The organism is Sneathiella aquimaris, from assembly GCF_026409565.1.
GTDB lineage: Bacteria > Pseudomonadota > Alphaproteobacteria > Sneathiellales > Sneathiellaceae > Sneathiella > Sneathiella aquimaris.
In genome coordinates, this window is record NZ_CP112881.1 from 3,662,221 (window position 1) to 3,682,581 (window position 20,361).

Sequence of the window (20,361 nt, forward strand, 5' to 3'; positions counted from 1 at the left end):
ATTAGAGTTTTGGTTAGCCAGGAGTTCCCATGTCTTCAGTCGCCCCGATCTCACAGCAAATCTGGGATATGAAATATCGCTTTAAATCTGCCGATAACAAACAGGTTGAGCGATCCATTGAAGATACCTGGAAGCGCATCGCAAAGGCACTTGCGGCCCCTGAAAAAAGCCCTGAAAAATGGGAAAGATCTTTTTACGAAGCGCTTGAGGATTACAAATTTCTACCCGCTGGCCGAATCATTGCCGGGGCCGGCACCAAGCGAAAAGTAACCCTGTTCAACTGTTTTGTGATGGGGGATATCCCGGATGATATGTCCTCCATCTTTGACAATCTGAAGGAAGCCGCCCTTACCATGCAACAGGGCGGAGGAATCGGTTACAATTTCTCGACATTGCGGCCTAAAGGCGCCCCTGTTCACGGAATGGGGTCTGATGCATCCGGTCCCTTAAGTTTCATGGATGTTTGGGATAGTATGTGCCGCACCATAATGAGTGCGGGATCCCGTCGGGGTGCGATGATGGCGACCATGCGCTGCGATCATCCGGACATTCAGGATTTCATCACTGCCAAACGCGAACCGGGCCGCCTTCGCATGTTCAATTTATCGGTTCTGGTGACCGACGCCTTTATGGAGGCGGTAAAGAAAAACGATTCCTGGGATCTTGTATTTGAAGGGACCTTGTATAAAACGGTCAGCGCACGGGCCCTGTGGGACGAAATCATGCGCTCCACCTATGCCTTTGCTGAACCGGGGGTCATCTTTATCGATCGGATCAATCGGCGTAACAACCTGCATTATGCGGAAACAATTTCGGGCACCAACCCGTGCGGCGAACAACCTTTGCCACCCTATGGTGCCTGCTTACTTGGCTCTGTCAATCTGACAAAACTTGTCAAAAAACCTTTTGAAACAAGTGCCCATCTGGATCTGGAGCAATTGGACAGCCTTGTTCGCACAGCAATTCGTATGATGGATAATGTGATTGATGTGTCTGGTTTTCCGTTGGAACAGCAAGCACAGGAAGCCAATGCAAAACGCCGGATTGGTCTGGGTATTACCGGGTTGGCCGATGCCTTGATCATGTGCGGCATACGCTATGGATCAGATGAGGCCGTTTCCATAACCCGCCAATGGATGGCGGCCATTCGGCGGTCCGCCTACCTTGCCTCTACCGATCTGGCCAAAGAAAAAGGCGCGTTTCCTCTCTTCGACAAAGACCAGTATCTGGCCGGGGAAACCGTTCAGGAACTTGATGCAGACATTCAGGACGCTCTTAAAAAGCATGGTATTCGAAACGCACTTCTGACCTCCATCGCCCCCACAGGAACCATTTCCCTGCTGGCCAATAATATCTCCAGTGGATTGGAACCTGTCTTCAGTTTTTCATATACCCGGAATGTCCTGATGCCGGATGGCACCCGCAAGGCCGAAGAGGTTACGGACTATGCGCTCAGGTTATTCCGAAGGTTGAAGGGCGAAAATGTACCGCTTCCCGATTATTTTGTGGACGCGCAGATTCTAAAGCCGATGGATCATGTCAAAATGCAGGCGGCCGTTCAGGAGTTTGTTGATAGTTCCATCTCGAAAACCATTAATTGCCCGGAAGATATCAGCTTTGAGCATTTCAAGGATATTTACTTGAAAGCCTATGAAACCGGCTGCAAGGGCTGCACCACGTACCGCCCCAACGACATCACGGGCGCCGTTCTGGAAACCAGCAAAACAGAGGAAAACCAATCGCAATCCTCGCTACCTCTGGAGGAACCAACACCCCGGCCAAAAGACAGTTTTGAAGCCGGCGGTATTGTTTACATGACCCGCCCGCTTGACCGCCCCGGCACTCTGCCCGGCCAGACTTATAAATTGAAGTGGCCGGAAAGCAATCATGCAATGTATATCACCCTGAACGATGTTATTCAGGATGGTCGGCGCCGACCCTTTGAAATCTTCATCAATTCCAAAAATGTCGAGCATTTCGCCTGGACAGTGGCTCTGACGCGAATGATCTCAGCCGTTTTCCGGCGTGGCGGTGATGTCAGTTTCGTCGTTGAGGAATTGAAGGCTGTTTTCGACCCCCGCGGTGGTGCCTGGATGCAAGGGCGCTATGTGCCTTCACTACTGGCTGCCATTGGAGATGTGGTTGAAACCCATCTTGTTCAAATTGGTTTCTTACCGGATCCGGCCAAACGGGATCCGGAAACAAACTCAAAACGACAAAGCGTCGGCAGTTCCCAAATGCAGGATCGAACCGGTCTACAACGGCAATGCCCCGAATGCGGTGAAGCGTCCTTAATCAAGAGTGAGGGCTGTGATACCTGTGCTTCCTGCGGATTTTCAAAATGTAGCTAGCGGTCCGACAAAGATGTCCGCCCTTTGTCCTTGTTTTCAGAAAATAACCGTGCGCATATTAAGGCGTCTGGTGCCCGCGTTGTCGGGAGAATCGGGAATCCGGTGATACTCCGGAACGTGCCCAACGCTGTGATGGTGATGGTTAGGGAAATACCACTGGAGCAATCCGGGAAGGCCCATCAACCAAACGACCCTTAGTCAGAAGACCGGCCAGACACCATAGCCCTACTGCGTGGACAGCAGAACGGGTGTCTTTGCAAGTTGTTGGGGATCGAACAATGAAAGAACACATCATGCTGACGGATGCAGACCGTTTTACCACGGAAGAACGGGATGCGGTTTATAAAGCTATCTTCACGCGGCGGGATGTCCGGGATCAGTTTTTACCCAAAGAAATACCGGACGATGTTTTACAACGGATTTTACTGGCCGCTCATCACGCACCCTCTGTTGGATTCATGCAGCCATGGAACTTTATTTTAATCCGCGACCAACAGAATCGGAATCGGATCTGGCAGGCCTTTTCAAAAGCAAATGATGAAGCTGCCTTAATGTTCACCGGCGAGAAAAAATCAAAATATCAATCCCTGAAGCTGGAAGGCATTCGAAAAGCGCCGATCAATATCTGTATCACCTGTGATCGAAGCCGCGGCGGCAAGGTGGTTTTGGGCCGTACCCATAACCAGAATATGGATGTTTACAGCACCGTTTGCGCGATACAAAATCTGTGGCTGGCGGCGCGGGCTGAAGGTATTGGCGTTGGTTGGGTCAGTATCTTTCACGATTCCGACCTTAAATCACTTCTGGATATCCCCGAAGACATTGAAATCGTTGGATATCTATGCCTTGGATATGTGGATGAGCTTTATTCCCAGCCAGAGCTGGAAGCAAAAGGCTGGCGAAAACGGTTATTGTTAGACGATCTGATCTTTGAAGAAAGCTGGCAGGAAAATTCGCCGGATACACCAAAATAAATAATTAATCCTTAAATCAGAAAGCTCTAAGATATGCAAAAACTGCATAGGTGAAGTGCCATAATTCTGAATCTCATTTCGAAAGAACTGTCTTATATGTCGGTCATCGAATTTAGTGAGGATTGAGCGATGACTGTCTTACCATTTAATACATCCTATAATGCCGCTGAAGAAATTCAACGGGCTGTTCTTTTTGTTGTCATTCGTGCTGAAAAGCTGGTTGATGCCTTTCAACAGCAACGTCGTTACAGAAAGACAGTAAACGCCCTGAATTCACTGGACAGTCGTTGTCTTGCAGATATTGGTCTGGATAAAGCGGATATCGAGCCAGTCGCAAAATCACTGTTCAAATAGGGAGCACAGGGACAGATTCCCCCCCTTTTGTCTGTCCCCACCCTGTTTGTTTTGAAAACACCCTCACGCATTTTTGGCTGGGGGTGTTTTTTTGTCTGCAAACATGCCGCCCTAGCCTTCAACCAAAGCCAAAATCTTATGCAACGGGCCGTCTGCAATACCGAATTCGTCCAAATGATCTACGGTGCTTTTCAGATAATCCCGATTGGGACCACCGCGGCCTGACGCCGACGCAATAATACGCGCCGCTTCTTCTATCGTTGGGCGGCCACAATATTGTTCATGCTTTGGATCCGCAACAAAAGTCAGCGCTGTCACCCTTTCATCTCGATCCAGCAGTTTTAACTGCACCATCTTGGGGACATATACGCGCGTGACCATTTCCCGCCGGTATAAATAATCGATCACAGGCTCCCGGATATCGGACGGGCACAGAATTGCTTTTCCTCGGCAGGAACCACCCGAGTCCAGCCCCAAAACCAAACCCGGTTTTTCTCGGGTTCCACGGTGCACAACCGAAGAGACGCAAAAAGACCGATGATATCCATACACCTGTGCATCTGCCGTCCCTTTGTGATCAAATCCCGGCCGCCACATCAAAGAGCCGTAGCCAAATATCCACAAATCCTCTCCTTCTGGTAAGTCAGGAAGCGGATGATCAACCGGCGGCAGGTCCGGTTCTATTACAAGGTCATATTTACGCATCAAGAAGCCGTTCTGGGTTTAATATTCACAAGAGCCACCCCAACAATTGTTATTCCCATTCCAAGAAGGGAAACAAATGCCAGGCGTTCGTCAAATAATAGGAAAGCAACGACAGCCGTACAAGGTGGCACAAGATAGAAAAGACTTGAGACATTAGCCGCCGCTCCATTTCTGAGGAGAATGTAAAGCAGACTGACAGCCCCCAAAGAAAGAACAAAGACCAACCAGGCTAAAGCGAACACCAGCTCCCCGCTCCAGACAATGATACGGTCTTCCAAGAGAAACGACATGCCCACAAAATAGGCCGTTGCAACAATGAACTGGATGAAATTACCGCTCTTCAGGCTCATGCCGGAGCAATATTTTTTCTGGTATAGGGTGCCAAAAGATATGGATAACAAAGCCAAAAAACTAAGACCAATGGCGAAAACAGACCCCTCCCCCAGTGACAGTTTTTCCGCGACGACCAGAAAGACGCCAAGCAAACCGAATAATAGCCCCGCCCATTGTATCCGGCTTACTTTTTCAGAAAGTAGAATTCCGGCCATCGCTCCGACAATAAGCGGCTGAATTCCGACAATAAGGGCCGATGTTCCTGCCGGAACACCCAATCCAATTGACCAGAAGACGAACCCCAGATATCCCCCATGCATCAGCAGGCCGGCAAATCCGATATGCCCCCAATCCTGCCAGCGGTCCGGCCAACGCGTCCGCGTTAGCGTTACCAGAGGTAAAAACAATAAAACACAAATTCCAAAACGCACCGCAAGAAATGTCATGGGTTCGATATATGGTAACCCAAGCTTTGCGCCGATAAAGCCCGTGCTCCACAAGAAGACAAAGACCGCGGGCATCATCGTCAGCATAATCGTGTTTTTACTCGCAGGGTGAGCGTTCGGCATAATGGGTTAAACTTTTCATTGGAAAGTCAGTGACAGACAGGCTCGTAAACTTATAGAGTGCCTGCACAAAGCTCAAGCGTTAGAAGAATTGGGAACTATTTCATGCGTATCATCCTATCCTCGTTGATTGGACTTGCTGTTCTTATTGGGGGATATGCCCTGTGGTGGAAAAGTGTTGCCGACACCGCAGAACAGGCCTATCACAACTGGAAAAAGGCCAAAACCGAACTGGGATATGTCATTGAAAACAGTCCTATAGAGATATCTGACTTCCCTTACAGAGTACGGCTTTCATTTGCCGACTTCTCCATAAAAGAACCCAATCCGGATAGACAGGCCCGAATTGAAGGGAAGGATTTATGGATTGTCATGGAACCCTGGAATGTGACCCATGTGATCTTTGGCGCCAAGAACACGCTCAAGACAAACTGGCAGGACAAGGGTATAAGCCGGTCCGCAACCCTAAATTCAGACTCGCTTCTTGGTAGCGCAACTCTGACCCTCTCCGGACAATTAGAGAAGCTTGCGCTTGATGGCACCAATCTTCGACTTGAGCCTGACTGGCGCGCACCGATAACAGTGAACCGGCTTCAAATTCACGAGCGTGAACAGCCAACCACATATTCAGATAAGGATCACAAAGAAACATCCGTATCTGGCCGTCAACTTGTCCTGCGAGCGGATCAGGTCAAGTTGATTGATGACAAAAATCATTTCTTAGGCGAAACGATTGAAAAGCTGGCTATCTCTGCCGTTCTCGAAGGCTCGTGGCAGGATTTCAGGAACGCGGGCACTATCACTGCCTGGCGGGAAAACGGGGGCTCTATCGACATTCAGGAGCTGCTATTCTTAAAAGGGGATACCGAGATCGTGACCAACGGGACTTTGGCGTTAGACGAGGCCAACCGCCCAATAGGTGCCTTTTCGGCCAATATCAAGGGGTTCAATGATCTGATCGAAGCGTTCGTTGATGCAGGCCGCCTTAACAGAAAGAACATTCAAACCGTCGAGTTTGCCGTAAATTTGCTCGCCCGCGAAAACGAAGAAGGTGTCCGTGTTCTTAAGATACCGCTGACATTTCAAACCGGAGGGATCTATCTGGGCCCAATTTTCCTTGGCAAAATTGATCCCCTCTTTTAATCGGATTGATCCTCAACATGGGCGGTCCGTCCGAAATCTGCTTCTGCGGTTTCCTGACCGGCATCAATAATCTGGCGACGAATAGCCCGGGTGCGGGAAAACATCTGAAACAAAGCATCCCCGTCGCCCCAGCGGATTGCCCGCTGCAAAGCTGTCAGGTCTTCTGAAAACCGACCAAGCATTTCCAGAACGGCGTCTTTGTTATTCAGAAAAACATCCCGCCACATTGTCGGATCAGACGCCGCCAAACGGGTAAAGTCCCGGAAACCACCTGCAGAATATTTGATCACTTCTGATTGTGTGACCTCCTGCAAATCATCAGCTGTTCCAACAATATTATAGGCTACCAAATGCGGAATATGCGAGGTAATAGCGAGAACAAGATCGTGATGTTTAGCATCCATATTCTCAACGCTACTGCCCATTCCGCGCCAGAAATCGGAAAGCTTTTCGATGCCGGCCTCCGTCGATTTTTCTGACGGCGTAAGAATACACCAGCGTTTCTCGAACAATTCAGCAAATCCAGCGGCCGGTCCGGATTTCTCAGTACCCGCAATCGGATGCCCGGCCACGAAATCAACACCCTCCGGAATAAACGGCTCAATGGCTTCGACTACCATTTGTTTGACTGACCCCACATCCGTTACCAGTGCCCCCGGTTCCAGATGCGGCTGTATTTCTTTGGCGAGCGCCCCATAGGTACCAACAGGGGTACATAAAATGATCAGGTCTGCGCCGGCCACAGCGTCCGCTGCGCGCTCATAAGCATGATCAACAATGCCCAGTTCAAGCGCTACCCTTCGGGTGTCGTGTGTTCTTGCTGAACAGACAATTTCGCTGACCAGATTTTTCTGACGCGCGGCGCGGGCAATGGACGATCCGATCAAACCGATACCGATCAGGGCCATCTTCTTAAATTTAACGGTGGTCTCTTTCGACATTTTACTGTTCCAGAAATTCGCGAAGGGCCTCTATGACGGCCCGGTTATCATCATCCAGCCCGATCGACATCCGTAAACTATCTGGCAAACCGTAAGAAGCGACACTGCGCAAAACAAGTCCACGCGCACTTAAAAATGCCTCAGCATCAGCGGCTGATTTACCCGTATCCTTGAAATTCATCAGAACAAAATTGCCAACACTATCCGTGACATCAAGCCCCAGCCCACGAAGGCTTTGGGTTAAGATCGGCAACCATTTATCATTATGTTCCCGCGCTTTTTGCACGAACTCCTGATCTCGTACGGCTTCCACAGCCGCTGCCTGTGCAATCGCGTTTACATTAAAAGGGCCCCGGATCCGGTGCAAAACATCGATCACGGCCTGTGGTCCAAACGCCCATCCAACCCGCAGGGCAGAAAGACCATAAATCTTGGAAAATGTCCGTGTCATCACGACATTTTCAGACCGTTCTACTAATGAAATACCAGCCTCATAATCGCTTTTTGTCACATATTCTGCATAGGCCGCATCCAGCACCAGCAAAATATCAGATCGCAACCCCGCCTGCAGGCGTTCTACCTCAGAAAACGGGATATAGGTGCCGGTCGGATTATTGGGATTCGCCAAAAACACAATTTTCGTTTTATCTGTTACGGCGGCGAGCAATGCATCAACATCTGTAGTCAGGTTTTTCTCAGGCGCCTTTACAGGGGTTGCCCCATTGGCCAGAGCAGCAAGCTCATAGACAAGAAATCCATGCTCGCAAAACAGGACCTCATCCCCAGGCCCGGCATAGGCGTTAGTCAAAAGGGACAACAACTCATCCGAGCCATTCCCGCAAATCAAGGACTGTGGGTCCAGACCATGAATATCGCCAATTGCCGCCAGCAGAGCAGAAGAGCCGCCATCCGGATAAAGGTGAAGACTGTCTGCCAGATCTTTCAAAACGTCTTTCGCCTTTGGGCTTGCCCCTAAAGGTGTTTCGTTTGAAGAGAGTTTTACAACTTTTCCTGTCCCCGTACCGGCTGATTTTCCGCCAACATAGGGAGTTATATCCAAAATACCGGATTTAGGAGTAGGGGTAGCGACAGACATCGACTTTCTTTCAGATCAGAGGATAAAGGGTGATAATTATTCCGATTTCATGGGAACCGCAAAGGCTCCCAAAATGACCAGTTTTATGACACCACTGCCGACGAGTTCCTTAAAGTCGACCAGACGCGGATCATCTTCCGGTACAAATTCGGGGATCTGGAATAGGTGGAGCCAGTCCCCCTCTTCCGCAACGGGAGAGCGAGAGTCAATGCAGTAACCGGGGATACCGGTTTTTTCCAGATATTCGTTAAGACGGGCGCGACTGACTTCCTCTTGCGTCACCAACACCATGAGGGTTTCATCATTGCCTGAAGGTTCCGGCTCGGCCTGCCCGATCACCAAGGCAGTCAGATCCTCAAAGCTGCCCGATCTGTTCGGTGTAAAAGGAAGGCATGCCAGCACTTTAGGAACGGTTTCGCCTCCTTGTGCCAAATGGACCCACCAGGTATCCCGCTCCAGATTTAGCCACGGCATAACACCCAGGGTCGAGGGATCGCTGGAGACTTCACGCAAAACAACCATCGGTGACTTATGCAGCGTCATCGGGGTCGCAGACCCAAAATGACAGCGCGCCAAGTCCCAAAACCCTACAGATTTTTCAGGGGCTGTGATCGCCACAGAATGTGGTTTTTGCATTCGGCACACCGCCGAAATCATCTCACGCCAGATACGGGCAACAACTTCATCCGCCAAATCGCTGGAATGCTTTTCAAGAATCCGGCGCATCACGTTAGCTTCGCGGCCCGGCCGAAAAATCGGCCCGTCCACTTTTTCTTCCCGTTTGGCCGCAGCAATATCCTTGACGATACTAACGCGGCGTTCAAGAACCTCTAAAAGCTCATCATCCAATCGATCAATTTCGGTTCGGAGTGCTTCCAGTTTTTTATTTGTTTGTGTCACATTCTATACCTGAAATTATCAAGCCCAGTGGCATATCTTGTACTATTCGATGGACAAATGATAAGTAATTATTGACATATATTGCCCGACAGCCCTAGCTATCAGCAATATAACCCAAAACAAAGATTTTTCTATCAAACCAGTGCGAAAAGAGTTCTGATCGTGTCAAATACCTCATCTGAAGCAAACCATCATTCCGTGATATTGGGAACAGATCAACCCATGCCACTGGATTGCGGAACAATGATGCGGGATATTTCGGTCTCTTACAACACTTATGGTACGTTAAATGCAGATAAATCAAATGCGGTGTTGGTCTGCCATGCTCTTACGGGTGACCAATATGCAGCAAGTCAGCAACCTTTAACTGGTAAGGATGGTTGGTGGACCATCATGATCGGACCGGGAAAAGTGCTGGATACCGACAAATATTTTATTGTCTGCAGCAACGTTCTAGGCGGCTGCATGGGAACAACCGGCCCCAAGGATATCAATCCCGAAACCGGAAAACCCTATGCCCTTGATTTTCCGATTATTACGATCGGTGACATGGTCCGTCTGCAAGCCTTGTTGCAGGATTACCTTGAAATTCCTGACTGGTTCTCCGTCATAGGTGGTTCCATGGGTGGCATGCAGGTGCTGGAATGGGCAAGTTCTTATTCTGAACGATGCTTCAGCGTCATTCCGATTGCAACTGCGGCCAAACATTCCGCACAGAATATTGCCTTTCATGAAGTCGGGCGGCAGGCAGTGATGGCAGACCCGAACTGGCATGGCGGACACTATCAGGAACAAAATTCCAAACCACGGGCAGGCTTGGCGGTTGCCCGGATGGCGGCCCATGTCACCTATTTGTCCGAGTCTGCCCTTCACCGCAAATTCGGCCGTAATCTTCAGGACCGGGACAAACTCGCCTATGGGTTTGACGCTGATTTTCAGGTTGAAAGTTACCTGCGGTACCAAGGGATCAATTTTGTCGATCGATTTGATCCCAATTCGTATCTCTATATTACTCGAGCAATGGATTATTTTGATTTGGCAAGAGACAATGGCGGTTCACTTGCAAAAGCATTTGAAGGGGCTGACACCCGCTTTTGTGTCGTCTCTTTTTCCAGTGACTGGCTTTTTCCGACCACTGAAAGCAAGGAAATTGTCCGCGCTTTAAATGCGGTTGCAGCGAATGTCAGCTTTGTTGAAATTGAAACTGACAAGGGACATGATGCCTTTCTACTGGACACACCTCATATGCTGGAAACCATCGGTGGCTTCCTGCAATCGACAGCGCAACGCAGGGGGATTGCCGCGTGATTGAAAAAACAAGTCCCGTCCGTCCCCAGGATATTCGCGTTGATTTTCAACTGATTGCAGAAATGGTCGCACCGGGTAGCCGGGTACTTGATGTCGGCTGTGCGGAAGGCACACTGCTTGCCCATCTGATCGCCACAAAAAATGTCGATGGACGGGGCGTGGAATTAAGCCAGGAAGGGGTGAATGCCTGCGTTGCCAAAGGTCTTTCTGTTGTTCAGGGCGATGCCGACCTTGATCTGGTGGATTATCCGAATAAAGCGTTTGATTACGTCATTTTGAGCCAGACCCTGCAAGCGACCCACAATCCAAAAGCAGTGATGGAGCAATTGCTTCGGGTTGGAAAAAAAGCGGTTGTCTCTTTTCCGAATTTCGCTTTTTGGCGGTGCCGGGCGTATCTTGCCTTTAAAGGAAGGATGCCAATGACAAGCGAACTGGATTACGCTTGGCATGAAACGCCGAATATCCACTTTTGCACGCTCCTTGATTTCACCGCCTTGTGCCGTGAACTGGATATAACGATCGAGCAATCGGTCATCGTGAAGGAAAACGGGTCAATTATGAAAGATGGACCCTTAGGGTTTGCTGCCAATTTTTTTGGTGCTCAATGTGTTTTTCTATTATCCCGTTAATCTGACTCCGACGCATCGCGCCCCATAGAGCGTCCCGCACCTATGGGGCGGGCCGCGGGCGCAATGACCGGACGGAAACGACGCTCTTTCTTCGTTCCCTCTGACAACGCAAAGATCTGTTTTTCGGCTTCGATAATCCGCACGCCGCTGAAGCCCGGCCACCACCGTTCGCCCAGATTTTCAACAAATCGCGCAGCCCGCAAATTCATCCGCGCCCCACTTGGCGGGAAATACAAGGCCCCGGCGACATCACTTGTTGTAAAATGGTTCTGCCGCAGGATCCGCTTCAACTGCTTGTCACTGTAAGGATAACCATAGCCGAAAGGTGTTTTTTCCAACCGTGCCCAGACGCCCCGGCGTCCCGGAACAATGACCATCAACTTACCGCTGGAGGTCAATACACGCCAGATTTCCTGCAATGTTGCATCGGTAAACCGACAATTCTCAAGACCGTGGACCCATAAAATCCGATCAACAGAGCTGTCACCAAGTGGCAAGGACCCTTCATCGGCCAGACCGACTAGACCGGGGCCTTCATGCGGCCATTGGATGACCCCTTGTTCTGCAGGCATAAAGGCGATGGTTCTTTCTGTTTCTGAACGAAAGGGAAACAGGTAAGGCGTTGCATATCCCAGACCCAGAAGACGAAAGTTGGAGATATCCGGCCACAACTGGCGGATTTTCCGCACTAGCGCCCGCCTGACCACGCCCCCCAAATGGCTGTGATAAAATTTCCGTAATTCGATGACATCAGGCCGCATCATGATGTTATACTCCCCACCAGAGCCAGAAATTAGAATAAAGTCAGAAATCCATGAGTAAACTGGAAATACATCAGATACCCGTTCTAAATGATAATTATCTGTATCTTTTTAAAGATCCAGACAGCGACGCCGTTGGGATTGTCGATCCTGCGGAAGCAGAACCGGTTCTGGAAAAACTGAATGAACTGGGTTGGACCCTGACCCATATCATAAATACCCACCATCACTGGGACCATACCGGGGCCAATCTTGAACTGAAAGAAAAAACCGGCTGCATCATCGTTGGTAACAAACATGATTCGGAACGGATCCCTGGTATCGATATTCAGGTTGAAGACGGGGATCTTTTTGAGTTTGGGACGCAAACCGCCAAGATTATGGCCGTGTCCGGGCATACCATCGGACACATCGCCTACTGGTTTAAAAACTCCGAAGCGCTGTTTTGCGGCGACACACTGTTCGCCCTTGGATGCGGGCGTTTGTTTGAAGGAACCCCGGCTCAGATGTGGGAAAGCCTGTCGAAAATCAGAACGCTTCCGGATGAGACCCGGATTTATTGCGCCCATGAATATACCGAAGCAAATGCTGATTTCGCGGTAACGATTGAGCCAGACAACAAGGCCTTGCTTTCACGCGTAAAAGAAATCAAACAAAAACGGGCTCAAAATATTCCAACGGTCCCTTCTACCTTGGCAATTGAAAAAGAAACCAACCCTTTTCTAAGACCCGATAGTGACCATATCAAAGAAACGCTTTCCATGGTCGGTGCTGACTCAGTCAGCGTTTTCGCAGAAATTAGACACCGCAAAGACACCTTTTGATGCAGGCAGAAGACATTATCAAAACGTTGGGGCTGACACCGCATCCCGAAGGCGGGTATTATGCCGAAACCTTTCGTGATCTTTCGGGCGACGATGAAGGCGGCCGTGGGGCGTCAACCGCCATTTACTACCTTCTTCGCAACGGCGAGAAATCACATTGGCATCGCGTTGATGCTGCCGAGGTCTGGCATTTTTATGCCGGTGCCCCTTTGGAATTAAGCCTTGCGGATGCGGGTGGCACCCGGACGGAACGTCTGGGGCCTGATCTTTTATCAGGAGAGCGCCCCCAAATCATTGTCCCAAAGGATGTCTGGCAAGCCGCCCGTTCAACAGGGGACTGGACATTTGTCGGGTGCACTGTCGCACCGGCATTTGACTTTGCCGGTTTCGAAATGGCGCCGGACGACTGGTCGCCTAACCGTTAATCACTAGCCACAAGCAGGAACAAAGAATGAAATATCTTCACACAATGGTGCGCGTTAAAGATCTGGATGCCAGTCTGGACTTTTACTGCAACAAACTTGGCCTTAAAGAGGTCAAACGCAAGGATATCGAAGCCGGGCGTTTTTCTTTGATCTTTCTCGCCCCTGAAGGTCAGGAAGACGCGCAGGTTGAACTAACCTATAATTGGGATCCGGAAGAATATGGAGAAGGTCGGAATTTTGGGCACCTCGCCTATGAAGTCGACGACATATATGAAGCCTGCCAGAAACTGATGGATGGTGGCGTCACCATCAATCGCCCGCCCCGTGACGGACGCATGGCCTTTGTCCGGTCCCCCGACAATATCTCTATTGAATTGTTGCAAAAAGGCGACGCCCTTAAACCAGCTGAACCGTGGTCCTCAATGGAAAATACCGGTCACTGGTAATCAGGCTTGTTGTCTGAATACCGCCTTCAAAAGGTGAAGCGAACCGATAACGGCGCCGGATGTAATCAACAGACATCCGGCGACCAATGACCAGGAAAACACAGCCGCGCCTAAAGCAACAAGGATCAATGTTGACAGCAGTGGGGCCAAATAGGACAGAACACCGAGCCCCTGAATATCTCCGTGTTTGACACCCATATCCCATAAAAAGAAGGCACCGCCCACAGGTCCAACCCCCAGCGCCAGAACGGCCAGCCATTCTCCGATCGTGGCGGGAAACTGGGTTTGCTCGAAAGCAAAATGGCAAAGGGCTGCAAGAATAGCCGTCACCCCGCAAAATGTTCCAATGACATCTGTCGAAACGCTCGCAAAATAACGACTGAGAACCGAATAGCCGGACCAGATGAAAGCACAGGAAAAGGCCGCGAGATAACCTGTCATATAGGCCGGATCCAGATCCAGGCTTTTCCCTTTTGTAATCAGCAAAGACGCCCCGAACAAACTCAACAAGGCCCCTGCAATATGGAACCAGCGTAGTTTTTCTCCCGGCAGGAGAGCTGAAAAAATTACTATCAGCAATGGCCATAAATAAGCGATTAGACCCGCTTCAGCTGCTGGAGCAGACTTCAAAGCCATAAAATAAAAGAAGTGATACCCAAACAGTCCCCCGACACCAAGGACCCATAAAGCCGGCGGCAAAATCAAAAACGGAATGATATTTTCTCTATGAATGATCCATTTCGCAAGGGCCAGACAAAACGCCACCGCAAAAGTCATGGCGGTCAGCTGGAATGGGGGTATTTTCCCCGTATAGACGGTGAATAATGCCAATAAAGACCACAGTAATATCGCCGCAAGACCACAAAGGGTACCTGCATTCCGTGATATTGGCATTTGTGTTTTTTCCTTCCGCTGAGCTGAAGCTGCATCATGCCTCGCGCTCCTGAAAAACACAAAAGAAAAGGCATGTCCCAAGGGAGCCAGGGACATACCTCTTCAAAGCCGGCAGGAAGTTCCGACTTATAATACTGATCAATCAGTACATATGCTGACCACCGTTGATGGACAGAGTTGAACCCGTCACAAAACCGGCTTCATCAGCAACAAGGAAACAAACGCCCCGCGCGATTTCACTGGCTTTACCCAGTCGGCCAACCGGGATCTTCGCAACAATTTTTTCCAGAACCTGTTCAGGAACCGCTGCGACCATATCGGTATCGATATAACCCGGTGCAATCGCGTTCACCGTAATGCCCTGACCCGCACCTTCCTGGGCCATGGCTTTTGTAAATCCGTGAATACCGGACTTCGCTGCGGCGTAATTCACCTGTCCATATTGGCCCGCCTGGCCATTAATGGAACCGATATTAACGACCCGGCCGAACTTGTTTGCCCGCATGTCATCTATGGTCGCCCGGCACATGTTGAAGCAGGATCCCAAATTGGTATCGATCACCGCCTGCCACGCATTTTGATCCATGCGGTGCAACGTGCCGTCCCGGGTGATGCCTGCATTATTCACAACGATATCGACGGTTCCCAAATCTTCTTTGACTTTGGCAACCCCGGCAACACACGCGTCAAAATCCGATACATCCCACTTGTAGGACGGGATACCAGTTCGTTCTGTAAATTCACGTGCACGCTCGTCATTACCGCCGTAATTGGCGGCTACTTTGTACCCTTTTTCCTTCAGCATTATGGAAATGGCCTCACCAATTCCACGTGTACCGCCGGTTACAATCGCTACTCTGCTCATATCCCTGTTCCCTCAAGACTAAATGTCGTTTTCTGTTACCGCTCCACACACATCGCAATACCCATACCACCACCAATACACAAAGTGGCCAATCCGCGGTGAACATCGCGTTTCTCCATTTCATGAAGCAACGTTACAAGAACCCTTGCACCGGAAGCCCCAATTGGATGGCCAATCGCGATGGCTCCACCATTGACATTCACTTTGTCCGTATCCCATCCAAGATCTTTATTCACGGCACACGCCTGTGCTGCGAAAGCTTCGTTCGCCTCGATAAGATCCAGATCATCTTTCGTCCAGCCAGCCCGTTCCAACGCCATACGGCTTGCTGGAATAGGACCCGTTCCCATGATCGCTGGATCGACACCGCTCTGTGCCCATGAAACGATCTTGGCGAGCGGCTTTAATCCTCTTTCTGCCGCTTCCTCGTCACTCATCAGGACAACGGCGGCCGCACCATCATTAATTCCCGACGCGTTCCCTGCCGTAACCGTTCCGTTTTCTTTCAGAAAGGCCGGGCGAAGGTTTGACAATGTTTCTACAGTTGTCTCAGCACGAATATATTCGTCTTCTGAAACCGTCATCTCGCCTTTCCGGGTTTTAATTGTTACAGGGACAATTTCCTGTTCAAACCGGCCTTCTTTTTGTGCTTTTGCTGCTTTTGCCTGAGATGCTGCGGCAAAGCTGTCCTGCTGATCCCGGGTAATCTGCCACTGAGACGCCACATTTTCTGCTGTATTTCCCATGTGATATCCATGGAAGGCATCCATTAAACCGTCTGTCAGCATTGTATCTGTAAATTCAAGCGCGCCCATTTTCTGGCCATTGCGCAGATGCGCGCAATGAGGTGCCTGACTCATGCTTTCCTGACCACCCGCAACAACAACCTTGCTATCGCCGTTGGCAATCGCCTGAAACCCAAGCGCCACGGCCCGGAGGCCCGACCCGCAAAGCTGATTCACACCCCAAGCAGGCACTTCTGCGGGGAGGCCTGCAGCAATGGAGGCTTGGCGGGCCGGATTCTGTCCCTCACCAGCGGCCAATATCTGTCCCAGAATAACTTCCGACACATCCTTGGCTTCTGTCTGAGATCTTTTCAGTGCTTCCCGAATAACGACTTCCCCCAGTTTATGGGCTGGAAGAGAAGAAAGACCGCCGTTGAAAGAGCCAACTGGCGTGCGCACTGCACTGGTAATCACCACACTCATTTTTATGTCCTTTCATTCGACAACACACAACATAAATACAAAAATCGATTTCTGCATGTAATTATCGAAACAAAAACCTGTTAAATACGAAATAACGTTATAAATTCGCAAGTGCAACAATAATATTGCAAATGCGTAAAAAAAGCCAGCTCAACCCGTAACCCAGTCAATAACATCTTGCCAGAGTCCACGCGCTGCCTGACGCCCGACAACCATTCCAATATGGCCCGAAGGCGGTGTAACAACCGTCGGTTTGCTAAGTTGCTCGGCCAGCCCCAATGCAGAAGCGGCCGGAACAATTCTATCTGATTTCGGAACCGCGATCATAACAGGAATGTTCAATTTTTCGGGATTAATCGTCTGCCCGCCAACTGTCCACTTCCCCCGGTACGGGCGATTGTCGGTATACCAGTCTGTAAAGCAATCCATGGCGGCCCGCCGGGCAAGTGGAACACCATCGTTAAGCCAGTCTTCAATGGCGACAAACTCGCGGGCTTTTTGGCTGTCCATGTCCATGCGGTTAAAAAGGCCAAACTTTTTGAGACACAGATTTGGATCCAGACTGGCAAAGAAAGATTGCAAAATATCAACCGGCATACTGCCCTGCTGCTCCACCACAGCAGACCACAGCATTTTTTGCGATAAAAACATTTTCGCCGCCGCCCCTAAATCCGCATGGAAATTCCACGGCGAGGCCAATGTTATAAGAGAGCTTAGTGCGGATTGGCGTAACTGGGCTGCGGCGACGGCCAATGTCCCCCCCATGCAATATCCAAGCATATGAATTGTTTGACCCTGATTTGCCTCGCAAACCACATCAAACGCCGGCAAAAGCTGTTTTAAAAGGTAATCTTCGATATTGTAAGACTGCTCTGCGTCCCCCGGCGCGCCCCAGCTGACGAGAATCGGTCGAAGACCAGCCGCCGCCAATGCCCGCACAAAACTACGCCCTTCCATTAAATCAAGAATATAATCGCGATTGACCAACGACGGCACAATAAAGACGATCGGTGATCCGGAGGGTGCGTCTGGTGCGTAATCCAATAGACGCATTGCCCCCACCTGATGCAATAAAGCAGGCTCTTCCATCGCCCGTTGATAGGGATGCGCGTGATATTTTTTAATACCGCTTAACATTTCGGAGACATGGAAATGCGCCCGTTCACCCACGACCTGCATCAGATGTGCAAGATCATGGCTTTTCAGATCCTCTGCCAGAGCGTCGGCCTCTTCCTGCAGTCCGTCAAGCCAGGGGATTTTGTTTTCCCGTGCCAGTGGCAGGGCCGCAAGCGCGCTGCTTAGTGTTGAAGAAGATAAGCCCAGATGGAGCCCTAAAGGTCGTGGACCAATCCGTTTGAAAGGTGGTCCAGACATTTTATGTTTCCTCCGACGGCGGTTTGTGGACGTCCTGAAACGGGTATTCCTGCCCCAAGGCTTCTGCCAGTTTTCGTCCCTTTACCATCAATTCGTCAAATCCCGAATCCGGGGATTGCGCCAACATGGAAACCTGTTGTTGCCACAAATGAAAGTACCTGTCCGCGACGGCCTGAATAGAGGTGTTTTTTGACATACAGGCAGTATAGACCGACAGGGCTTGTGATACCAGCCGACCATTTTATTGATCCCAACAGAAATAAGATTGCCAAAACCCCAACCGCATTGCACAATAAAAAACTTGCGGCGCAACATTACGTGGGAGTGAGCGTTACCTTGGCAGACAAAAATACGGAGACAACAGACGCGATTGTTATCAAGAAATATGCAAATCGCCGTTTATACAACACAGCAACATCTTCTTATGTCACGCTGGACCACTTAAGCCAGATGGTCAAAGAGGGCAATGATTTTGTCGTTTACGACGCCAAATCAAACGAAGACATCACTCGATCCGTTCTAACTCAGATCATTTTTGAGGAAGAAGCAAAGGGGCAAAACCTTCTTCCGATCAACTTCTTGCGCCAACTCATTCGATTTTACGGGGACAGCCTTCAGTCCGTCGTCCCCGATTATCTGGACATGTCCATGAGTTCTTTTTCCAGCAATCAGGAAAAAATGCGCGAAGTGCTGCCGGAAAACGTTTTAGACAACCCGCTGTATCGCCAGTTCGAGGAAATGGGCCGTCAGAATATGGCAATGTTCACTAACGCCATGAAGATTTTCTCTCCAAATGGGCTGACAACCCCCACGGAACCGGCCAAATCAAAAACGCCTGAATCTCAGGAAGATGCGACCGAGATGATGAAGGAACTAAAAGATCAGCTGGCCAGTATGCAGCAGCGCATCAATGATCTTGATAAGAAAGACGGGTAACCATTAACGACCAGTCCAGCAAGTGATCAATCAAGCCTGATAACAGATATGTTATCGTCCTTGAATATAATAATATTTTGATTATTTATTCTTGATATGGTTAACGTAACCGAAATTTTTCGTTTACTTTTCGTTAATATTTGTCCAGCAGAATATGGATCACCATTCTGATCGTCGACGGAGAACCCGAAGGACAAGATTATCGATTAACCGCACAAGAATTGTGTTGTTACTTTTTTTGTGTTTCTGAATAGTCACGTCGTCAGGTTAATTGGAAGTAATGGAAGTCGTCCGCTCTGTTTCATATCCGGTAAAAACACTCAATCCGTCTGCACATCCGCAGAGGGAAGAGCGCGCCTATGTCGAGGCGCGCCTTGAAGAGCAACGCGTTCAGCGCCTCAACCGGGAAATAGAGCAGGAAAGTCAGCAAAATATTTCGGGCCGCAGACATCACGCTGTTGTTGTCGCGCCAGATGATCGCCGGGCAAATGTCACATCGATCTTTCTTCAGCAAAATTCCACTCCGCTGCGCAAGCTGGAAGGGCTCTCTCATCCCCCTCTGGGTCAGTCATCCAGTGCTTTTGTTGCCCAGCAATTGTCACAGGCGTCAGCCCAAGAAACGGACATATCAGCGCATAACCCTCACCATGAGGCTGTAAATGCCTATGTTGATACCAAAAATCTGACAGCCACCATTATGGGTTTTCAGGGATTTAGAGAACGGCTGGCCTAATCCAGCCCTTCTCTCTTGTCATAATCACAGACTGCAAGTCGCCAATCCACGTTTTTCAAGATACTGCTGATGATAATCTTCAGCCATAAAGAAATCCGGCGCTTTCAGAATTTCGGTAACAATCGGCTTTGAGAAAACCTTGGCCTGTTCCAGCTGACTTTTTGACTGCTCAGCCAGTTCTTTTTGCGCATCATTCACGTAAAAAATCGCAGAACGATACTGAGTTCCGATGTCTGGGCCCTGACGGTTAAGCGTGGTCGGATTGTGATTGTCCCAAAAGACCGACAGCAGCTTTTGATAGTCAACGCGGGCAGGATCAAAGATAACGCGCACGACTTCTGCATGATTGGTATCTCCGCGGCAAACGTCCTGATAGGTTGGGTTCAAACTGTCTCCCCCCTGATATCCAACCGCAGTTGAAATAACACCGGATACATTTCTAAAGGCGGCTTCCACACCCCAGAAGCAACCGGCGGCAAAATAGGCAATTTCGGATTCTGCTGGCATTGTTTTCTCCTTTTCATCCTGCTCAAGAGATAGTTAGTTTTGCCCGCGTGAACAAGAAAGGAATGATAACATTGTTGTAATTGGCTCC

The 20,361-nt window shown here is 49.7% G+C and carries 23 protein-coding genes and 1 riboswitch; of the genes, 11 read left to right on the forward strand and 12 right to left on the reverse strand.

Going from position 1 to position 20,361, the window contains the following annotated elements:
• The first annotated feature begins 29 nt into the window (after window positions 1–29).
• The 3 genes from OIR97_RS17295 to OIR97_RS17305 all read left to right on the forward strand — a co-directional run bounded on the left by OIR97_RS17295 (window position 30) and on the right by OIR97_RS17305 (window position 3,679).
• Window positions 30–2,351 (forward strand): adenosylcobalamin-dependent ribonucleoside-diphosphate reductase, encoded by a 2,322-nt coding sequence (locus tag OIR97_RS17295; RefSeq protein ID WP_169543461.1) that lies wholly within the window; start codon window positions 30–32, stop codon window positions 2,349–2,351.
• Window positions 2,352–2,402: 51 nt separating this feature from the next.
• Window positions 2,403–2,580, forward strand: a riboswitch (cobalamin riboswitch).
• A 49-nt stretch (window positions 2,581–2,629) separates the two neighbouring features.
• Complete coding sequence (gene bluB, locus OIR97_RS17300) at window positions 2,630–3,325, forward strand: 5,6-dimethylbenzimidazole synthase (protein ID WP_169543462.1); 696 nt, start codon at window positions 2,630–2,632, stop codon at window positions 3,323–3,325.
• A 129-nt stretch (window positions 3,326–3,454) separates the two neighbouring features.
• A complete protein-coding gene (locus OIR97_RS17305; RefSeq protein ID WP_169543463.1) occupies window positions 3,455–3,679 on the forward strand; it encodes a DUF1127 domain-containing protein in 225 nt (74 codons plus the stop codon).
• 111 nt (window positions 3,680–3,790) lie between these two features.
• Here the strand turns inward: OIR97_RS17305 and OIR97_RS17310 are convergent, their stop codons facing one another.
• Together OIR97_RS17310 and OIR97_RS17315 are read right to left on the reverse strand one after the other, a co-directional pair.
• A complete protein-coding gene (locus tag OIR97_RS17310) occupies window positions 3,791–4,384 on the reverse strand; it encodes a gamma-glutamylcyclotransferase (protein ID WP_169543464.1) in 594 nt (197 codons plus the stop codon).
• A complete protein-coding gene (locus OIR97_RS17315; protein ID WP_169543465.1) occupies window positions 4,384–5,286 on the reverse strand; it encodes a DMT family transporter in 903 nt (300 codons plus the stop codon). Before OIR97_RS17315 ends, OIR97_RS17310 begins: the two co-directional genes overlap by 1 nt.
• Before the next feature lie 102 nt (window positions 5,287–5,388).
• Between OIR97_RS17315 and OIR97_RS17320 the strand changes: the two genes are divergently transcribed.
• The gene (locus tag OIR97_RS17320) at window positions 5,389–6,426 is read left to right on the forward strand and encodes a DUF2125 domain-containing protein (protein WP_169543466.1); all 1,038 of its coding nucleotides are present in this window, start codon (window positions 5,389–5,391) and stop codon (window positions 6,424–6,426) included.
• Here OIR97_RS17320 and OIR97_RS17325 read toward each other — a convergent pair.
• The 3 genes from OIR97_RS17325 to OIR97_RS17335 are packed head-to-tail and all read right to left on the reverse strand — an operon-like array spanning window position 6,423 to window position 9,363.
• A complete protein-coding gene (locus tag OIR97_RS17325; RefSeq protein ID WP_169543467.1) occupies window positions 6,423–7,367 on the reverse strand; it encodes a prephenate/arogenate dehydrogenase family protein in 945 nt (314 codons plus the stop codon). The two genes, OIR97_RS17320 and OIR97_RS17325, sit on opposite strands and share 4 nt — an antisense overlap.
• A 1-nt stretch (window position 7,368) precedes the next feature.
• Entirely contained in the window at window positions 7,369–8,463 is a 1,095-nt protein-coding gene (gene hisC / locus OIR97_RS17330) for a histidinol-phosphate transaminase (RefSeq protein ID WP_169543468.1), read from the reverse strand.
• A 36-nt stretch (window positions 8,464–8,499) separates the two neighbouring features.
• Window positions 8,500–9,363, reverse strand: coding sequence for a chorismate mutase (locus OIR97_RS17335; RefSeq protein ID WP_169543469.1), 864 nt, complete (start codon window positions 9,361–9,363; stop codon window positions 8,500–8,502).
• Between the two features lie 222 nt (window positions 9,364–9,585).
• On the opposite strand from OIR97_RS17335, the gene metX reads away from it, so the two are divergent.
• A complete protein-coding gene (gene metX, locus OIR97_RS17340) occupies window positions 9,586–10,671 on the forward strand; it encodes a homoserine O-acetyltransferase MetX (protein WP_169544329.1) in 1,086 nt (361 codons plus the stop codon).
• Between the two features lie 62 nt (window positions 10,672–10,733).
• Window positions 10,734–11,300 (forward strand): methionine biosynthesis protein MetW, encoded by a 567-nt coding sequence (metW, locus tag OIR97_RS17345; protein ID WP_169544330.1) that lies wholly within the window; start codon window positions 10,734–10,736, stop codon window positions 11,298–11,300.
• Here metW and OIR97_RS17350 read toward each other — a convergent pair.
• Window positions 11,297–12,064 carry a class I SAM-dependent methyltransferase gene (locus tag OIR97_RS17350; protein ID WP_219821586.1) on the reverse strand — a complete coding sequence of 256 codons (768 nt, stop codon included), beginning with the start codon at window positions 12,062–12,064 and terminating at the stop codon, window positions 11,297–11,299. The genes metW and OIR97_RS17350 overlap by 4 nt on opposite strands.
• 50 nt (window positions 12,065–12,114) lie before the next feature.
• On the opposite strand from OIR97_RS17350, the gene gloB reads away from it, so the two are divergent.
• The 3 genes from gloB to OIR97_RS17365 are packed head-to-tail and all read left to right on the forward strand — an operon-like array spanning window position 12,115 to window position 13,756.
• On the forward strand, window positions 12,115–12,885 hold the full coding sequence (gene gloB, locus OIR97_RS17355) for a hydroxyacylglutathione hydrolase (protein WP_169543470.1): 771 nt from the start codon (window positions 12,115–12,117) through the stop codon (window positions 12,883–12,885).
• The gene (locus OIR97_RS17360; RefSeq protein ID WP_169543471.1) at window positions 12,885–13,310 is read left to right on the forward strand and encodes a cupin domain-containing protein; all 426 of its coding nucleotides are present in this window, start codon (window positions 12,885–12,887) and stop codon (window positions 13,308–13,310) included. Before gloB ends, OIR97_RS17360 begins: the two co-directional genes overlap by 1 nt.
• A gap of 26 nt (window positions 13,311–13,336) precedes the next feature.
• Window positions 13,337–13,756, forward strand: coding sequence for a VOC family protein (locus tag OIR97_RS17365; protein ID WP_169543472.1), 420 nt, complete (start codon window positions 13,337–13,339; stop codon window positions 13,754–13,756).
• On the opposite strand, the gene yddG is transcribed toward OIR97_RS17365, so the two are convergent.
• From yddG to OIR97_RS17390, 5 genes are all read right to left on the reverse strand, one after another.
• The gene (gene yddG, locus OIR97_RS17370; RefSeq protein WP_169543473.1) at window positions 13,757–14,650 is read right to left on the reverse strand and encodes an aromatic amino acid exporter YddG; all 894 of its coding nucleotides are present in this window, start codon (window positions 14,648–14,650) and stop codon (window positions 13,757–13,759) included.
• Between the two features lie 142 nt (window positions 14,651–14,792).
• Window positions 14,793–15,515 (reverse strand): acetoacetyl-CoA reductase, encoded by a 723-nt coding sequence (phbB, locus tag OIR97_RS17375; RefSeq protein ID WP_169543474.1) that lies wholly within the window; start codon window positions 15,513–15,515, stop codon window positions 14,793–14,795.
• A 35-nt stretch (window positions 15,516–15,550) separates the two neighbouring features.
• Window positions 15,551–16,729, reverse strand: a complete 1,179-nt coding sequence (locus OIR97_RS17380; RefSeq protein ID WP_169544332.1) for an acetyl-CoA C-acyltransferase — start codon at window positions 16,727–16,729, stop codon at window positions 15,551–15,553.
• 144 nt (window positions 16,730–16,873) lie between these two features.
• Window positions 16,874–18,097: an alpha/beta fold hydrolase gene (locus OIR97_RS17385; RefSeq protein ID WP_169543475.1), complete on the reverse strand. Its 1,224-nt coding sequence runs from the start codon at window positions 18,095–18,097 to the stop codon at window positions 16,874–16,876.
• Window position 18,098: 1 nt separating this feature from the next.
• Entirely contained in the window at window positions 18,099–18,293 is a 195-nt protein-coding gene (locus OIR97_RS17390) for a hypothetical protein (protein WP_169543476.1), read from the reverse strand.
• Window positions 18,294–18,433: 140 nt separating this feature from the next.
• Here OIR97_RS17390 and phaR point away from each other — a divergent pair, with 140 nt between their 5' ends.
• Entirely contained in the window at window positions 18,434–19,033 is a 600-nt protein-coding gene (phaR, locus tag OIR97_RS17395; protein WP_169543477.1) for a polyhydroxyalkanoate synthesis repressor PhaR, read from the forward strand.
• 280 nt (window positions 19,034–19,313) lie between these two features.
• A complete protein-coding gene (locus OIR97_RS17400) occupies window positions 19,314–19,766 on the forward strand; it encodes a hypothetical protein (RefSeq protein ID WP_169543478.1) in 453 nt (150 codons plus the stop codon).
• Between the two features lie 24 nt (window positions 19,767–19,790).
• On the opposite strand, the gene msrA is transcribed toward OIR97_RS17400, so the two are convergent.
• Window positions 19,791–20,273, reverse strand: a complete 483-nt coding sequence (gene msrA / locus OIR97_RS17405; protein ID WP_169543479.1) for a peptide-methionine (S)-S-oxide reductase MsrA — start codon at window positions 20,271–20,273, stop codon at window positions 19,791–19,793.
• Window positions 20,274–20,361: the final 88 nt, after the last annotated feature.

Bases quoted from the DNA above. Each gene is read 5' to 3' on its own strand.
- OIR97_RS17365 (WP_169543472.1), top strand. From the start codon at position 13,337: ATGAAATATCTTCACACAATGGTGCGCGTTAAAGATCTGGATGCCAGT.
- msrA (WP_169543479.1), bottom strand. From the start codon at position 20,273: ATGCCAGCAGAATCCGAAATTGCCTATTTTGCCGCCGGTTGCTTCTGG.
- OIR97_RS17390 (WP_169543476.1), bottom strand. From the start codon at position 18,293: ATGTCAAAAAACACCTCTATTCAGGCCGTCGCGGACAGGTACTTTCAT.
- OIR97_RS17360 (WP_169543471.1), top strand. From the start codon at position 12,885: ATGCAGGCAGAAGACATTATCAAAACGTTGGGGCTGACACCGCATCCC.
- gloB (WP_169543470.1), top strand. From the start codon at position 12,115: ATGAGTAAACTGGAAATACATCAGATACCCGTTCTAAATGATAATTAT.
- OIR97_RS17400 (WP_169543478.1), top strand. From the start codon at position 19,314: ATGGAAGTCGTCCGCTCTGTTTCATATCCGGTAAAAACACTCAATCCG.
- yddG (WP_169543473.1), bottom strand. From the start codon at position 14,650: ATGCCAATATCACGGAATGCAGGTACCCTTTGTGGTCTTGCGGCGATA.
- OIR97_RS17295 (WP_169543461.1), top strand. From the start codon at position 30: ATGTCTTCAGTCGCCCCGATCTCACAGCAAATCTGGGATATGAAATAT.
- OIR97_RS17315 (WP_169543465.1), bottom strand. From the start codon at position 5,286: ATGCCGAACGCTCACCCTGCGAGTAAAAACACGATTATGCTGACGATG.
- OIR97_RS17320 (WP_169543466.1), top strand. From the start codon at position 5,389: ATGCGTATCATCCTATCCTCGTTGATTGGACTTGCTGTTCTTATTGGG.
- OIR97_RS17385 (WP_169543475.1), bottom strand. From the start codon at position 18,097: ATGTCTGGACCACCTTTCAAACGGATTGGTCCACGACCTTTAGGGCTC.
- OIR97_RS17310 (WP_169543464.1), bottom strand. From the start codon at position 4,384: ATGCGTAAATATGACCTTGTAATAGAACCGGACCTGCCGCCGGTTGAT.
- metW (WP_169544330.1), top strand. From the start codon at position 10,734: ATGGTCGCACCGGGTAGCCGGGTACTTGATGTCGGCTGTGCGGAAGGC.
- OIR97_RS17305 (WP_169543463.1), top strand. From the start codon at position 3,455: ATGACTGTCTTACCATTTAATACATCCTATAATGCCGCTGAAGAAATT.
- metX (WP_169544329.1), top strand. From the start codon at position 9,586: ATGCCACTGGATTGCGGAACAATGATGCGGGATATTTCGGTCTCTTAC.
- OIR97_RS17325 (WP_169543467.1), bottom strand. From the start codon at position 7,367: ATGTCGAAAGAGACCACCGTTAAATTTAAGAAGATGGCCCTGATCGGT.
- hisC (WP_169543468.1), bottom strand. From the start codon at position 8,463: ATGTCTGTCGCTACCCCTACTCCTAAATCCGGTATTTTGGATATAACT.
- bluB (WP_169543462.1), top strand. From the start codon at position 2,630: ATGAAAGAACACATCATGCTGACGGATGCAGACCGTTTTACCACGGAA.
- phbB (WP_169543474.1), bottom strand. From the start codon at position 15,515: ATGAGCAGAGTAGCGATTGTAACCGGCGGTACACGTGGAATTGGTGAG.
- OIR97_RS17350 (WP_219821586.1), bottom strand. From the start codon at position 12,064: ATGATGCGGCCTGATGTCATCGAATTACGGAAATTTTATCACAGCCAT.